The following is a 15123-nucleotide window of genomic DNA, read 5'->3' on the forward strand; positions in this document are numbered from 1 at the left end:
AATGGCGGGCCGTTGTCTACAACATCAGCACAGACTGAATCAGTCCTGGCGGCTGGTGACTTCCAGCAGGTGATAACCGAACTGGGTTTTCACCGGGCCTTGTACGGTATTGACTGGGGCGCTGAACACCACGCTGTCGAATTCCTTGACCATCTGGCCGGGACCGAACGAACCCAGGTCGCCGCCTTGACGGCTGGACGGGCAGCTGGAGTTGGCTTTGGCGACTTCTGCGAAATCAGCGCCGCCTTCGATCTGGGACTTGAGTTCGTTGCACTTGTCTTCAGTGGAAACGAGGATGTGGCGGGCGGTGGCTTTGGCCATGGGAAATAACTCCTTGAGTAAAAAAACGGTGAGCCTACCGGATTCAGGCGGTTATTTCCTGGCAAAGTTCCGTCTACTTGCCTGAGCGGGCCGGAAGCGGCCTGGCCCGCGGGGTTCAGGCCAAAACGATGTAGTCGTTTTGTTGGATGATGGCGGCATGCGGGCCTTGTACAAGATGCACATAACGGCCGTCCACCAGGTCGATGGGCAGGCAGTCGTCGATATCCATTACCGCGTCGATGTGGGCCTGGGACCAGTGGCGCAACAGGTGCTGCTTGCCCTTGCTCATCGCTTCGCGCTTGTCGCGCGCCACCAGCAACAGGTAGTGATGCGCCTCGCCGAAGCGGTTGGCCTCATAGCCGCCGAGGTTGAGGAAATACAAGCGAGGCGCATCGCCATGCGGCGCCAATTGACTGAATTCGACCTTCCAGCCGTCGACGCCATCGACCGCCATCCACGAATCAATGTGCACGCCCTTGGGGCTGCCAAACCAGGCGTCGCGCAACTGCGGGTAGGTGGCCTGTAGCGTATCCGCCACGGCAAACGCGACATCGTGTACTTCGATCCGGGCCCTGGGGTGCTTGCCCCCGAGCATCACGACAAACAGCATTGCGGGTGATTCCTGGCGATTGATCAGAGGCCAACCATACTGCGATTGAACCCTTTTGTCCGGTCAATGCCACACTGTTAATCCGCGAACTCATCAGGAGGTTGTCATGCGTACTATCGATCTGGCCGGTGTTCCCGTCCCTGTCATCGGCCAGGGAACCTGGCGCATGGGCGAAGACCCAAACCAGCGCCGTGCCGAAGTGGCCGCCTTGCAGCTGGGTATCGACGAAGGCCTGACCCTGATCGATACCGCTGAAATGTACGGCGAAGGCGGTGCGGAGGAGGTGGTCGGCGAGGCCATCAAGGGCCGCCGCGACCGGGTATTCTTGGTGAGCAAGGTCTATCCGCACAATGCCAGCAGCCACGGCGTGCCCCGCGCCTGCGAAGCCAGCCTTCAGCGCCTGGGTACCGACTACATCGATCTGTACCTGCTGCATTGGCGCGGCCAGTACCCCCTTGCAGAAACTGTCGAAGCGTTCGAGCGTCTGCGCGAAGCTGGCAAAATCGGCCGTTGGGGTATTTCCAACTTTGATGTGGCAGACCTGCAGGAACTGGCGTCCCCCGCGTGTGCGACCAACCAGGTGCTCTACAACATTGAAGAACGTGGTATTGAATTCGACCTGCTGCCATGGTGGCAACAGCACCATCTGCCCTTGATCGCTTACTGCCCGATTGCCCAGGGCGGCGATCTGTTGGCGAGCCCGACGCTCAAGCAGATTGCCCATCGTCATGAGGCCACCCCCGCGCAAGTCTCTCTAGCCTGGGTTTTGCGTCAAGAAGGTGTGATCGCCATCCCCAAGGCAGTAACGCCCGAGCACATACGGCAAAATGCCGCTGCTGCGGAGCTGGTGTTGGACGAACATGACCTGGACGCGATCGACCGCGTTTTTGGCGCCCCCAAGCGCAAGCACCCGCTGGCGATGGTGTAGCGCGAGCAGGAACGGCACCTTCCCTGGGCCGTTCCCGCCACCGCCGCGGTTAGCCGGCTACTGGACTGCGCCAGTCGTCCGAGCCTGAAGTGCCGGCTACTTCATGGGTCCAGACGATCTTGCGATAGGTGAAATACACGTCCTCCAGATGGGTGAAGTGGGCGTTGTCCGGGTCCTGGCAGTTGGGCATGCGCGACTGGATGTCCACGATCGTCGCGCCTTCCAGTTCAATGGTGAAGTAGTGCTCCTGGGTGCCTGCCGAAGAGGTGCGAAACCATTCCAACCGGCATGACACTTCTTCCCCCGAGGTCAGTGCGCTGAATAGCAGGGGCGAGGATTTGTCGAAGACCTTGCTGATCATCAGCGGTTTATGCACGCGCTGGCCGGTAGGCTGGCCCGATTGCGGGTCGCGGGGAATGATCACCTGATGGGCAAATGCCTGCACCAGAATCTGATCCTCGTGGCCTTCCTGATAAATGTTGCCTACCGAGTCCTGGGTAAATGTACCTGCGGTGATCAAACCTTGTTTGACACCGGTGACTGAGAGGTACGCGGGTGTTGGCATGACGGGTTTCCTTGTCTGATTGAGTAGGTGCTCCCGAGCGATGAAGTTGTCGGCCGGGTGAAATGCCTTTAACAAAAAGCGTGCCTGAAAGTGCGTGGGTCAATGAAATCAAGGTGTAGAAAGTTAGAGCGTTTCATAGGGGGCTGATTTTGCGGGTTTTTAGTATTTTAAGTTGCACATAAGTGCGCAGTTAGTTGCTCATGGTGAGAAGTGAGTAATCAGGCGCAGTTGGCGGTGATCGCGGGCTATTTAACTTGATTAAGTGCGCAAATTACTGCGCAGGCCTTGATTTTAGAGGGCTCGTAGGAAATTCCTTAAGTGTGAGGCTGTGGCTTGCTGACTGTTTTTTTGATGGCTAAGGTTCGTTCACTTCGTTGTGTGTTGAACGAGGGTTAAGCGCAGCTCTGCTACGCATTTCCCAGCATCAAGTTTGCCTATTCAGCCTTCATAGTTGTGTGCAGCCCAAAAATGGTTCATTCAGAAAAGTTGTGCGCTTATTACCAGGAACTTGCACGGAAACCTTGTTCGCCAGGGGATTTCGCCGGCAATGACGTGCGCTTTTCAAGTGAGTTTGAAACCGTGGAAGCCGAGGTTGCCAAGGCGCAGTCCATACATGGCGCGGGCCTGCCGGACTGGCGGCAGGTCTGCGAATTCAGCGAGCGCCTGTTGCGTGAGCAGTCCAAGGACCTGCGCCTCGCTGTGTGGCTCACCTGGGGACTGCATCAGCGTGATTCATTCCCGGGGTTGCTGGCCGGCCTCGGTTTGCTGGTTTATCTCTGTGAGCATCACTGGGCGGCGGTCTATCCCACCAAGCTGCGCACCCGCGTTGCCGCATTGGGTTGGCTGGTGACGCGCCTGGCCCCGCTCTTCTCGCAGAACCTGTCGCTTGTCGACCGATTGCCCTTGTTCCAGGCGCTGCAGGCACACCTCGTGCGCCTTGATGAGCTATTGAACGAACGCCTTGGCAGCGACGCCCCGTTGTTGTTGCCGATCCGGCGACAACTGGCGGAACGTCTGGCGCGTGCCACGCAAGACGGCGCGCAGTCAGCGGGCGCTGCGGGCGTGATCACCCAGGTCAGGCAGGCGCTCACGCAGTCGCTCAAGCCTGAGCTGCTGATCAACAATGAAAAAGATGCCCACAAAGTGCTGCGCGCCTTACAGGAACAGGCCCGTACATTGTGTGCCTGGTGGTTGCGCCAGAATGCCACCGACCTGCGGGCCTTGCGTTTGGGACGCACCTTGGCGTGGCTGAGCCTGGTCAATTATCCCGATGCCAACAGTGAGGGGGTGACGGCGTTGCGCCCGCTGGCTCCCGACAAGCTTAAACGTTACCAGGATCGTCTCTGCCAAGGCCATCACGCCGAGCTGTTGCTTGAGCTCGAGGTCAGCCTGGCGGGCGCATTGTTCTGGTTCGATGGGCTACGCATGCTCTGGGAATGCCTTGAAGCCTTGCACGCGAACTTGGCCATGACCGAGCTGGAAACGAGCTTCGCGCTGTTATTGCAACGTTTGCCGAACCTGCCCGAATTGCGCTTCGACGACGGCACGCCGTTTGCGGGCGCGGCGACCTGTGAGTGGATCACGCTTCATGTTGTTCGCCACCTGCACAAAGCCGAGCCTTTCAATGCCGTTGCCGATGGCGGCAGCGAACCCTGGGAAGCCGCCTTGCAGACGGTCATGCCCAGCTTGCGCAAGGACGGGCTCAAGGCTGCCGTCGGCGTGCTCAAGCAGGGTTTGCACAGCGCTGGCAGTGAGCGCGCGCGCTTTAATTGGCGGCTGGCACTGGCCAGGTTGTGCATGCGCGCGGGCAAGCCTGACCTGGGCAGAATCCAGCTGGAACAGCTGGACCTCGAACTACAACGCGCGGGCCTGGACCGCTGGGAGCCGGAACTGGCCCTGCACGTCGGCCGGCTCCTGTACCGCTGCTATGACCTGTTGCCGCAAAACCACGCCGTGCGCGAAAGCAAAGACGCCACGCATCGCCGGTTGTGCCAGTTCGATCTGGAAGCAGTACTCGAATAAAAATCATCAAAAAGGAGAAGCACCATGGCCAAAGACGGTTCGGTAGCACCCAAGGAACGTATCAATATCACCTTCAAACCCGCGCTTGGTGGTGCACAGGAGGACGTCGAGCTGCCGTTGAAACTGTTGGTGCTGGGGGATTTTTCCCAGCGCGACGACCCGCGCAAGCTTGAGGATCGCAAGCCTATCGGGATCGACAAGAACAGCCTCGACGAGGTGTTGGCCAAACAGGCCCTGAATTTGACATTGAGCGTGCCCAATCGGCTTCAGGATGACGCTGAGGTTGAAGAACTGGCGATCCAGGTGCGAATCAACTCGATGAAGGACTTCAACCCCGCCAGCCTGGTCGAGCAAATACCGCAGTTGCAAAAGCTGATGGTGCTGCGTGAGGCATTGGTGGCACTCAAGGGCCCGCTGGGCAACACCCCGAGCTTTCGTAAAGCCATTGAGCAGGCCCTGGCCGATGACGACTCCCGTGCTTGGGTGCTGGCCGAACTGGGGCTGAGCAGCCCTGATGCCAAACCTATTCAGTAAAAGGACACTGATACCATGACGACTACCCAGTACAACTCGCTGCCTCTGCCCAAATCCGCCGACGAGTGCAGCATTCTCGACAACATCATTGCCCAGACGTTGCTGAGCGCCGATGACGAGGCATACAGCATCGCCAAGCGGGGTGTGTCGGCGTTTATCGAAGAATTGGTCAAGCCTCACAACCGCGAAGAACCGGTCAAGAAGCGTCTGGTCGACCGGATGATTGCCGAGATTGATGCCAAGCTCAGCCAGCAAGTGGACGAGATCCTGCACCACCCGGACTTCCAGGCACTTGAGGCAGCCTGGCGAGGGCTGCAACTGCTGGTAGAGCGCACCAATTTTCGCGAGAACATCAAGATAGAGCTGCTGAATGTCTCTCGGCAGGACCTGCTGGACGACTTCGAGGATTCCCCGGAAGTGACCCAGTCGGGGCTTTACAAGCATATCTACAGTGCTGAATACGGCCAGTTTGGCGGCCAGCCGGTTGGGGCGATCATCGCTAACTACTTCCTGTCCCCCAGCGCGCCTGATGTGAAACTCATGCAGTACGTTTCCAGTGTCGCCGGTATGGCTCACGCGCCGTTCATCGCGGCCGCCGGGCCAGGCTTCTTTGGTCTGGAAAGCTTTACCGGCCTACCTGACCTCAAGGATCTCAAGGATCATTTCGAAGGCCCGCAGTTTGCCAAGTGGCAGAGCTTTCGCCAGAGCGAAGATGCCCGCTACATCGGCCTTACCGTACCGCGTTTTTTATTGCGCACGCCGTACGACCCCCTTGAGTGCCCGGTCAAAACCTTTGCCTACCAGGAAAATGTGGTCAACAGCCACGAGCACTACCTGTGGGGCAATACGGCCTACGCCTTCGCCACTCGCCTGACCGACAGTTTCGCGCGCTTTCGCTGGTGCCCGAACATCATCGGCCCCCAGAGTGGCGGGGCGGTCGAGGACTTGCCGCTGCATCATTTCCAGAGCATGGGTGAGATTGAAACCAAGATCCCTACCGAGGTACTGGTTTCAGACCGGCGCGAATACGAGCTGGCGCAAGAAGGGTTCATCGCCCTGACCATGCGCAAGGGCAGTGACAACGCTGCCTTCTTTTCCGCCAGTTCCGTGCAGAAACCCAAGACGTTCGGCATCAGCGAAGAGGGCAAGGCAGCGGAGCTGAACTACCGGCTCGGTACCCAGTTGCCTTACATGATGGTGATCAATCGCCTTGCCCACTACCTCAAGGTCCTGCAGCGCGAACAACTGGGCTCGTGGAAGGAACGGACCGACCTGGAGTTGGAACTCAACAAGTGGATTCGCCAATACGTGGCGGATCAGGAAAACCCCAGTGCCGAGGTGCGCGGGCGCCGTCCGCTGCGCGCAGCGCGCATCGTCGTCAGCGATGTCGAGGGTGAGCCGGGCTGGTACCGCGTCAGTTTGAGCGTACGGCCGCATTTCAAGTACATGGGAGCGGACTTCACCTTGTCCCTCGTCGGCAAGCTCGACAAAGAATGAGCCGAGGCCAGGGGATGCGCCACCAAAACAGCCTTTTCGAGCGCCTCGAGCCCGATGCGTGCGCCAGCGTGTGCCGCATGACGTCCGTCGCCGCGCATTTGACGAAAATGCTCAGCACCCGCGCCGGCAGCGTCCAGACGCTGCTGGATTACGGCTTGCCTGATCTCAATGATATGCGGCTCAGCCTGCATGAATCCCTGACCCAGTCACGCCTGCTGATCGAGCGCTTCATCCAGGCTTACGAACCACGGCTGGTGAATGTTCGCGTCAGAGTGCTCCCGCGCGTCCATGAAACGTTGGCACTGGCATTTGCCATCGAGGCCGGGCTGCTCATCGACGGTGGCACACAATCTGTCGTGTTCCATGCGCGCCTGGCGGATGCCGGGCAGGTAGAGGTCTGCGCAGATGGCCTTTAACCGCTATTTTCAAAGCGAACTCAGTGCCCTGCGACAACTCGGGCGGCGCTTTTCCGAGCGCAACCCGGCCCTGGCACCGTTTCTCGCCGAGACCGGTCAAGACCCGGATGTGGAGCGTTTGCTGGAGGGTTTTGCATTCCTGACCGCACGCCTGCGCCAGAAGCTCGATGACGAGCTGCCTGAGTTGACGCATTCCCTGATGCAGCTGTTATGGCCCAATTACATGCGCCCAATGCCTGCTTTCAGCATCCTGCAATTTGACCCGTTGAACTGCGCCGGCCCCAGCGTTCGCGTGGCACGGGACACCGCAGTGGAAAGCGTGCCCATCCAGGGCGAGCGTTGCCGTTTCAGAACCTGCTATGCCACCGATGTGATGCCGCTGCAACTTCGTAGCCTGGATTACGCCTGCCAGGGCGAAGCAACCTGGTTGGACCTGCGCCTGACCCTGAGTGCAGAGGGGAATTTCAGTGCGCTGACATTCGAATCGTTACGACTGCACCTGGCCGGAGACCACTATGTGAGCCAAGGCCTGTACCTCAGCTTGTTGCGACATCTGGATGGCATCCATCTGCAGCTATTGGATCAAAACGATTTGCCGGTCAACGGGATCGATGGTCAACCTGCGACGCTATGGCTCAGCGCCAGCCAGGTTCAGCCGGTGGGTTTTGCAGAGGAACACGCATTAATTCCTTACCCGCAAAACACCTTCCGTGGTTATCGCCACTTGCAGGAATATTTCACGTTTCCCGAGAAATACTTGTTTGTCGATGTTCAAGGGTTGGGTGCGCTGCATCGATTGCCCCAAGAGGTGCTCAAGCAGGCACATGGCATGGTGTTGCGCTTCGAGCTGTGCACCCAGGGGCATGCGCTCCAGCGCCCCACCCTGGACAACGTCAAGCTGTACTGCACGCCTATCGTCAACCTGTTCAGTCACGACGCGATACCCATTCGGCTGGATGGAAAACAGGATGAATACCTGCTGTTGCCGGGGGAATATTCTCCGGAAAACGCCGGGGTGTTTTCGGTTGACCGTGTTACCGGATGGCGTCCTGGCGGCTTGGGCTATCAAACCTACGTGCCCTTTGAGTCGTTCGAGCATGACCATGATGGCGAAACTTCGCGGGCGCTGCCCAGCTTCAGCATCCGTCAACGGCCGTCGGTCCAGCATGACGGGCTGGCTACCTGGATAGGCTTTGGCGATCGCTGCGAGCAGGGCCCGGAAACACTGTCGATCGAGCTGACCTGTACCAATGCCGGTCTGCCGCGACAGCTAAGGGCAGGTGAGATCAACCAGCCCGGCGAGCACACCCCTGAGTCATTGACGTTCCGTAACATCACTGCGCCAACCGCGAGTTTTGCGCCGCCACTGGACCAGGATTATCTCTGGAAGCTCATCAGCAACATGTCGCTCAACTATGTGTCGCTGACCGATATCAACGCATTGAAAGTGATTCTCGCGACCTACGACCTGCCGCGCTATCACGATCGACAGGCGCTGAAAATCAGCCAGAAAAAGTTGGGCGCGCTGCGCTCTATCCAGCACGAAGCGGTTGACCGGTTGCACCGGGGCCTGCCGATTCGCGGATTGCGGGTGGACCTGACGGTGGATCCCCTGGGGTTTGCAGGCCAGGGCGATCTGTTTGTGTTCGCTTCGGTCCTCAATCAGTTCTTTGCGCTTTACGCCAGCCTCAATTCGTATCACGAGTTGCGAGTGATCAGCACACAAGGAGACGTGTATCTATGGCCGTTCCGGATGGGGCAGCAACCCCTGCTTTGACTCAGCTTTGCCATGCCATCCGCGAATACACGCTATTCCAGGCGGTGGTGCAGGTGGTCGCACGTTTACGTGAAGCTCATCCCCTGCTGGATGAGGATGCGCTGTATGACCAGCTGGAATTCCAGGCCAATCCAGGCCTGGGGTTTGCAGGACACGATATCGACCGTGTGGAGTTTTTCCTGGACCACGGGCACTTGCGGGCGCGTCTGCGCATCAACGTGCTGGGGTTGTTTGGCGCGGGCTCACCATTGCCCGCGTTTTATGCCGAGCAGGCGTTTGCGGAGCGCGCAGGTGGTAACCCCACGCGGACTTCCTCGATATGTTCCACCACCGACTGCACCGTCTGATGTTACCGATCTGGCGCAAATACCGTTACCGGGCCTGCTTTCAAAAGGGCGCCAGTGATGGGTTTTCCCAGCAAATGTTTGCGCTGATTGGCCTCGGCAGTCACGCGATACGGGGCGCCTCGCTTCTTGATTGCAAGCGCTTGCTGCCTTACCTCGGGCTTCTGAGCCTGCGCGCGCACTCGGCTGCGTTGATGGAGACCGTCCTGCGGTATTACTTCAAGCATGCCCAGGTGTTCATCGAGCAATGGGTCGAACGCACGGTGGACGTCGCGCATTCGCAGCGCAATGACTTGGGCCACGCCAACTGCACGCTTGGCCACGACCTGGTATTGGGGCGTCGCATCGCTGATCGCAGCGGCAAGTTCAGAGTGCACATCAAGGCCCTGGGTTGGCAGCGTTTTCACGACTTTCTGCCCACGGGAACGGCCTATGCCCCCGCGTGCTCGCTGGTACGTTTAACCGCGCGAGACGCGTTGCAATTTGACCTGCGCCTGGTACTGGCACCCGGCGAAATCAGGGCGTTGCATATCGGCGAAAACAATGTGTGCCGCCTGGGTTGGACCAGTTGGCTGGAACATGAGCGAGCGGACGGTGCGATCACGCTCGCCGGCCATTTTCATTAAGGATTGATGAGCATGATTAATGTGGACCTGCAACAACTGATCCTTGCATTGACGGCCCAGACCCGCCGGGACCTGACGCGCGCGGCTGAGCGCTGCATGGCGCGTGGTGGTCATGAAGTGTTGGTGGAGGATCTGCTTCTGGCCTTGCTCGAGCATCCCGCCGGGTTGATGGCCAAGGCACTGGCAGATGCCGACGTTTCCCTGGGCGAACTGCAAGCAGCCTTGCAGCCCAGGAGTGAGCAGAGCGCTACACGCAACCCGGTGTTCGCCCAGGCCTTGGTGCTGTGGTTACAACAAGCCGTGATGGTTGCACACGTAGAGTTGGGCCAACGTTGCGTCGATCACGGTGCCCTGTTGCTGGCACTTTTACAGCACCCGCTGGAGCATGCGGGCAGCTGGTATCACGCGGTGCTCAGCCGTCTAAATACCGGCAGGGTGCGTGATTTTCTGCAGGGCCAGCCCTGCGAAAGTCAGCCGATTGTCACGGAGTCGCTGTTGCAGCGCTTTACCCAGGACCTCACCCAGCATGCCCGTGAGGGCCGGATAGACCCAGTGCTGTGCCGCGAGCGCGAAATACGGCAATTGATCGACATCCTGGTGCGGCGGCGCAAGAACAACCCGATTCTCGTGGGGGAGGCCGGGGTGGGGAAAACGGCGATCGTCGAAGGGCTTGCGTTGCAGATCGCGGCTTTGCAGGTGCCCGAGGCCCTTAAAAGCGTTCGCGTGCTGACCCTCGATATGGGCTTGCTGCAAGCGGGTGCTGGCCTCAAAGGCGAGTTCGAGCGACGTCTCAAAGGTGTGATTGATGAAGTGAACGCATCGCCTGAGCCGGTCATCCTGTTTATCGACGAAGCCCATACCTTGGTGGGCGCTGGCGCCCAGCCGGGAGGCCTGGACGCGGCCAACCTGCTCAAGCCGGCCCTGGCGCGCGGCGCGCTGCGTACGATCGCCGCTACCACCTGGTCGGAATACAAGCAGTACATCGAAAAGGACCCGGCATTGGCGCGGCGGTTCCAGCCGGTACTGGTCGAGGAGCCGAGTGTCGAGCAGGCAGTGTCGATTCTGCGGGGACTGGTGCCTGTCTATGAAGCGAGCCATGGCGTGTATGTCCGTGATGATGCGGTGGTAGCAGCGGCCCACATGAGCGCACGCTATCTGGTGGGCCGACAGTTGCCTGACAAGGCGGTGGACGTGCTGGACACCGCCTGTGCCAGCGTCCGCACGCGTCAGGCAATGCCGCCTGAGGCCCTGCAGGCGTTACGCGCCGAACTGATCGAGGGCCAGCGGCAGGCGCGGGCGCTGAGTCGAGACTTTGATAGCGGATTGCCTGTGGATGCGCAGGCCCTTCAGGCGCTGAAGTTGCGCCTGGAAACCCTTGAGCACCAGCGCCAGGTACTGGAGCAACAGTGGCTTGAGCGCGATGGGCCGTTGGTGAAACCTGAGGTCTGCCCGCACGGCGTAGCGCATGTCATCAGCGCGTGGACCGGTATTCCCGTCGAGCAGCTGGCCCTTGAACCGAACACAAAAGTGCTTGGGTTTGCCGCGGCCTTGCGCTCGCGCGTGCTTGGGCAGGACCACGCGGTGCAGGCCCTTGATCGTGCCTTGCGCGCCGTTGCCGCCGGGCTCAACAAGGTCGATGCCCCTGTCGGGGTGTTTCTGCTGGTGGGGCCAAGCGGTGTAGGCAAGACAGAAACAGCCCTGGCCCTGGCGGATCTTCTGTACGGCGGTGAACGGTTTGTCACCACCATCAATATGTCGGAGTACCAAGAGAAGCACGCGCTTTCCCGATTGATCGGTGCGCCACCGGGTTATGTCGGTTATGGCGAGGGCGGGGTTTTGACCGAAGCCGTACGCCAGCGTCCCTATTCAGTCGTGCTGCTCGACGAGGTGGAGAAGGCCGACCCTGAGGTATTGAACCTGTTTTACCAGGTCTTTGACAAAGGGCGCGCGAATGATGGCGAAGGGCGGGAAATCGACTTTCGCAACACCGTGCTGCTGATGACATCCAACCTCGCCAGCGACGCTATCAACGCGCTTTGCGCAGGCGGTCAACGACCTGAACCCCAGGTGCTGCAAGACGCCATTTACCCGGTGCTGCATGCCCACTTCAAGCCCGCATTGCTCGCCCGTATGCGCGTCATACCGTATTACCCGATTGACGAGCAGGTGCTGCACGACGTGGCAGAGCTCAAGCTTGCGGGCCTTGGCCAACGGCTGCACTCGCGCAAACTGGCATTCACCTACACGCCAGAATTGGTCGCGCACATGACCGAGCGTTGCGCGGACGGTGACAGCGGTGCGCGGTACATCGACCATTGGATCGAGCGCCATTTGTTGCCGCAGATGGTGGACGGTCTGCTCGGCGCCATGGCCATGGAGACCCCGGTTTCCTCGGTGCATGCGCGATTGGATGGCAACGGCCTGCCGCTCTGCGAGTTCAGCCAATGACCGACCTTGATCAATTGCCTGACCCGCTTGCCCACGCCAACGCCTTGATCGGCTGCTTCACACGTATAGGCCTGGACAGTGACGGCGCTTCATTGCCCGGCGCGTGCGTTTCAGCGGTGGCGCAACTGAGTCACTGTGAGCTCACCCAGTTGTACCGGCTTGACGAAGCGACCGGCCGGCTTGAGCTGGCCGCCCAACACCTGAGCGCGACGCCCTCGGTGGCGGTGGCGACTTCAAGTATCGATCCGCGACAGGTGCCTTTACTGCGCGACACACTGGATCAAGGCGCCGCGGTCAGTGTGGATGATGTGCAAAACAGCCCTTACGACCTGGGTTTCTTGCCGGTGCTCGCATCACCTTGGCGCGCCTTGTTGAGTGTGCCGCTGTTCAACCGCCTCAATACGCTCACAGGCGTGCTGCTGTGCGTGACCCAACGCCCGGCAGCGTTGCAAGGCTACGCGTCCTCGCTGGGCCAGTTCGCCAGCTTCGCCTTGCACCAACTGGCCCTGCTGCGCAGCCTGCGGTGGGTGCCGGCTGTTGCGCCGCAAGGGCGCCCAGTGTCGCTGACAGGCACGTATGGCCTGATTGGCCATAGCACAGCGATGGCGCAAACGTGCCAATTAATCAGCAAGGTGCTGCATACCCCTTATACCGTCCTGCTACGGGGAGAAACCGGCACCGGCAAAGAGGTGGTGGCTCGGGCCATCCACTTGGCAGGGCCGCGTGCAGCCAAGGCTTTCGTGGTGCAGAACTGCGCTGCGTTCCCGGAAGGCTTGTTGGAGAGCGAGCTGTTCGGCTACCGCAAAGGCGCATTTACCGGTGCCGAGCGCAACTATGCAGGGCTGTTCGACGCCGCCCATGGCGGCACGTTGCTGCTGGATGAAATCGGCGATATGCCACTGACCCTGCAAGCCAAGTTGTTGCGTGTATTGCAGGAAGGTGAGGTTCGCCCATTGGGCGCCAGTGCTGCGCACAAGGTTGATGTGCGCATCATCGCGGCGACCCACCGTGACCTCGCAGCCATGGTCGCCGAAGGCAGTTTTCGCGAGGATCTTTATTACCGGCTTGCCCAGTTCCCCATCCAGTTACCGGCCTTGCGTGAGCGAGACGGGGATGTGCTGCAGCTGGCACGGCATTTCGCCGACAAGGCGTGCGCAAGCCTGGGAAGGACACCTGTGGAATGGTCGAATATCGCCCTTGATCAACTGTCGAGTCATGCCTTTCCTGGCAACGTGCGTGAACTCAAGTGCCTGGTGGAGCGAGCCGTTCTGCTGTGTGACGACAACGTGATCCTGCCGGCGCACCTGTCGCTTCCCCAGGCGTCGGCCGCGACCGCCGTTGATGATGTCACGCTGCGCCAGCGTCTGGAGCGGGTAGAGCGCGTGTTCCTGCTCGATTGCCTGCACAAGAATCGTGGCAACCGGACCCGTACGGCGCGTGAGCTCGGCGTCGCACGGCGCACGCTGCTTTACCGGCTTGCACGCTTGAACATTCCTTGCGGCGAAGCCAGCGGGGAGCGTTGAACGGTGCATCCGAGGATTGCCGAGATCATTGCCGCCGTCATCGATATGAAGTCGGCGGGCCTTTTCACCGAGGAGAAACCTGATGCCTGATCGTCCGTGGCACGTCGTCGTGCTTGTGTTGTGTCTGCTTGGCGGTTGTAACGCCAATTACGTATTCGATGATGCCCAATACCGTCCTTTGGGTGAGCCCCAGGCGGTGACCCGTGGCCGATAAGAAAGAGGGAGCTTGACCATGCGGCTTGTGTTTGAGGTAAGTGAGGCCGCAGGCGCAGACCCTGTGTCCACGGTGCGCAAAGTGTTTGACGGCGTGGGCGGTGTGATTGGGCGTGGCTCTGGCTGTGACTGGGTCATCCATGATCCCAGCCGGCTGCTCTCCAGTCACCACGGTTTGGTGGGTTACCGCGAAGGTCGTTACTTTCTGACGGATATCAGCAGCAACGGTATCGGCATGGCAGGCAGTTGCGAACGGTTGCACAAAGGGCAGGCGCGATTGATCGAAGATGGCGACGTGTTCGAACTGGGTGCGCTGTCGATACGCGCGCGGTTGATGGAGCCGATTCCACTTTTGCGTGAGCAGCCCATCACCACGGGAGTGCCGATTCCCGACGATGCTTTCCTGGCCCTGGACCCGTTGCAGGCACTGGACCTTGAGCATCAGCGACATAGCACCTCGGATGAACTGGCAGCTTTGAATGCGGGCGTTGGCGAGCCCGGAGAGTGGGCGGACCGGCACGCCGCCGACCGTGAGCATGTGGCAATGCCGTGCCGGGTGGAGCCCGTCAAGGAGCTTCCCGTAGCGGACTCTGTCGCGACGGCACCGCCGCTGGATGACGTCTTCTGGACGGAGTTTGCTGCGGCGCTGGGGCTTGACCTGGGCCGCCTTGACCACGTTGCCCGAAAGGCGCTGGCGATCAAGGTGGCGCGCCTTTGTCGGCTGGAGGTTGAACGGCTGCAACACAGCCGGGCCTTTGAAGAACAGGTTCGCCTGATCTCAACCCTGCACAGCGATTATCCAGGATGATGTCCATGTATCGAATCACCCTCACGCCCCTGTTGCTCACGCTCGGCCTGTTGGCTGGCTGCAGCGCCGTATCGCCTTTTTCGACATTGACCAAACTGGACCTGGTACTGACCGCCAGTGAGCAGGTCAACCCGGACCTTCATGGCCGACCCTCGCCGGTCGTGCTGCAACTGATTGAACTGCGCCATGGCGTAGCTTTCGAGAATGCCGACTTCTTCAGCCTGTATGACCACGCCGAGCAGGTATTGCCAAAGGACTGGGTGAGCAGCGAGGAAATAGAGCTGCGCCCAGGGGACCGACTGGCGCTCAAGCTGAGTGTCGGGCCAAAAAGTCATTTTGTGGGCGTGCTGGCGGCGTACCGAGACTTGCCGCACGTTCAATGGCGGCTGCTCGTTCCGCTCACCGCGCAGCAATTGAACCGTGCCGAGCTGGTACTGGACCACGACGGAATCCGGCTTGCCGACCCGCGCTCCGGCAAGGAGGTGCAGTGA

14 protein-coding genes and 1 pseudogene are annotated in these 15123 nt (G+C 60.1%); 12 read left to right on the forward strand and 3 right to left on the reverse strand.

Annotated elements, in window-relative coordinates:
* Positions 1-39: 39 nt before the first annotated feature.
* The gene (locus tag C4J91_RS12590) at positions 40-321 is read right to left on the reverse strand and encodes a peptidylprolyl isomerase (RefSeq protein ID WP_124362625.1); all 282 of its coding nucleotides are present in this window, start codon (positions 319-321) and stop codon (positions 40-42) included.
* 115 nt (positions 322-436) lie between these two features.
* Positions 437-931, reverse strand: a complete 495-nt coding sequence (locus tag C4J91_RS12595; protein WP_124362626.1) for a DUF1543 domain-containing protein — start codon at positions 929-931, stop codon at positions 437-439.
* Between the two features lie 106 nt (positions 932-1037).
* On the opposite strand from C4J91_RS12595, the gene C4J91_RS12600 reads away from it, so the two are divergent.
* Positions 1038-1859: an aldo/keto reductase gene (locus C4J91_RS12600; RefSeq protein WP_124362627.1), complete on the forward strand. Its 822-nt coding sequence runs from the start codon at positions 1038-1040 to the stop codon at positions 1857-1859.
* A gap of 49 nt (positions 1860-1908) precedes the next feature.
* Here C4J91_RS12600 and C4J91_RS12605 read toward each other — a convergent pair whose 3' ends face one another.
* Positions 1909-2424 carry an Hcp family type VI secretion system effector gene (locus C4J91_RS12605; RefSeq protein WP_124362628.1) on the reverse strand — a complete coding sequence of 172 codons (516 nt, stop codon included), beginning with the start codon at positions 2422-2424 and terminating at the stop codon, positions 1909-1911.
* A 468-nt stretch (positions 2425-2892) separates the two neighbouring features.
* Between C4J91_RS12605 and tssA the strand changes: the two genes are divergently transcribed.
* From tssA to tssJ, 11 genes and pseudogenes are all read left to right on the forward strand, one after another.
* Complete coding sequence (tssA, locus tag C4J91_RS12610; protein ID WP_124362629.1) at positions 2893-4446, forward strand: type VI secretion system protein TssA; 1554 nt, start codon at positions 2893-2895, stop codon at positions 4444-4446.
* A 24-nt stretch (positions 4447-4470) separates the two neighbouring features.
* Positions 4471-4980, forward strand: coding sequence for a type VI secretion system contractile sheath small subunit (tssB, locus tag C4J91_RS12615; RefSeq protein WP_124362630.1), 510 nt, complete (start codon positions 4471-4473; stop codon positions 4978-4980).
* Positions 4981-4995: 15 nt separating this feature from the next.
* Positions 4996-6477 (forward strand): type VI secretion system contractile sheath large subunit, encoded by a 1482-nt coding sequence (tssC, locus tag C4J91_RS12620; protein ID WP_124362631.1) that lies wholly within the window; start codon positions 4996-4998, stop codon positions 6475-6477.
* A gap of 14 nt (positions 6478-6491) precedes the next feature.
* Positions 6492-6893 (forward strand): type VI secretion system baseplate subunit TssE, encoded by a 402-nt coding sequence (gene tssE / locus C4J91_RS12625; protein WP_124362632.1) that lies wholly within the window; start codon positions 6492-6494, stop codon positions 6891-6893.
* Positions 6883-8670 carry a type VI secretion system baseplate subunit TssF gene (tssF, locus tag C4J91_RS12630; RefSeq protein ID WP_124362633.1) on the forward strand — a complete coding sequence of 596 codons (1788 nt, stop codon included), beginning with the start codon at positions 6883-6885 and terminating at the stop codon, positions 8668-8670. Before tssE ends, tssF begins: the two co-directional genes overlap by 11 nt.
* Positions 8634-9640 (forward strand): annotated as a pseudogene (tssG, locus tag C4J91_RS12635) (type VI secretion system baseplate subunit TssG). Before tssF ends, tssG begins: the two are co-directional and overlap by 37 nt.
* 12 nt (positions 9641-9652) lie before the next feature.
* Positions 9653-12088: an AAA family ATPase gene (locus C4J91_RS12640; protein ID WP_124362634.1), complete on the forward strand. Its 2436-nt coding sequence runs from the start codon at positions 9653-9655 to the stop codon at positions 12086-12088.
* Positions 12085-13611 (forward strand): sigma-54-dependent Fis family transcriptional regulator, encoded by a 1527-nt coding sequence (locus C4J91_RS12645; protein WP_124362635.1) that lies wholly within the window; start codon positions 12085-12087, stop codon positions 13609-13611. Before C4J91_RS12640 ends, C4J91_RS12645 begins: the two co-directional genes overlap by 4 nt.
* Before the next feature lie 82 nt (positions 13612-13693).
* Positions 13694-13825, forward strand: coding sequence for a type VI secretion protein (locus C4J91_RS12650; protein WP_124362636.1), 132 nt, complete (start codon positions 13694-13696; stop codon positions 13823-13825).
* Between the two features lie 18 nt (positions 13826-13843).
* On the forward strand, positions 13844-14632 hold the full coding sequence (gene tagH / locus C4J91_RS12655) for a type VI secretion system-associated FHA domain protein TagH (protein ID WP_124362637.1): 789 nt from the start codon (positions 13844-13846) through the stop codon (positions 14630-14632).
* Positions 14633-14637: 5 nt separating this feature from the next.
* Entirely contained in the window at positions 14638-15123 is a 486-nt protein-coding gene (tssJ, locus tag C4J91_RS12660; RefSeq protein ID WP_124362638.1) for a type VI secretion system lipoprotein TssJ, read from the forward strand.

This window comes from Pseudomonas sp. R3-52-08 (assembly GCF_003851745.1).
In the GTDB taxonomy this organism is placed as follows: Bacteria; Pseudomonadota; Gammaproteobacteria; order Pseudomonadales; family Pseudomonadaceae; genus Aquipseudomonas.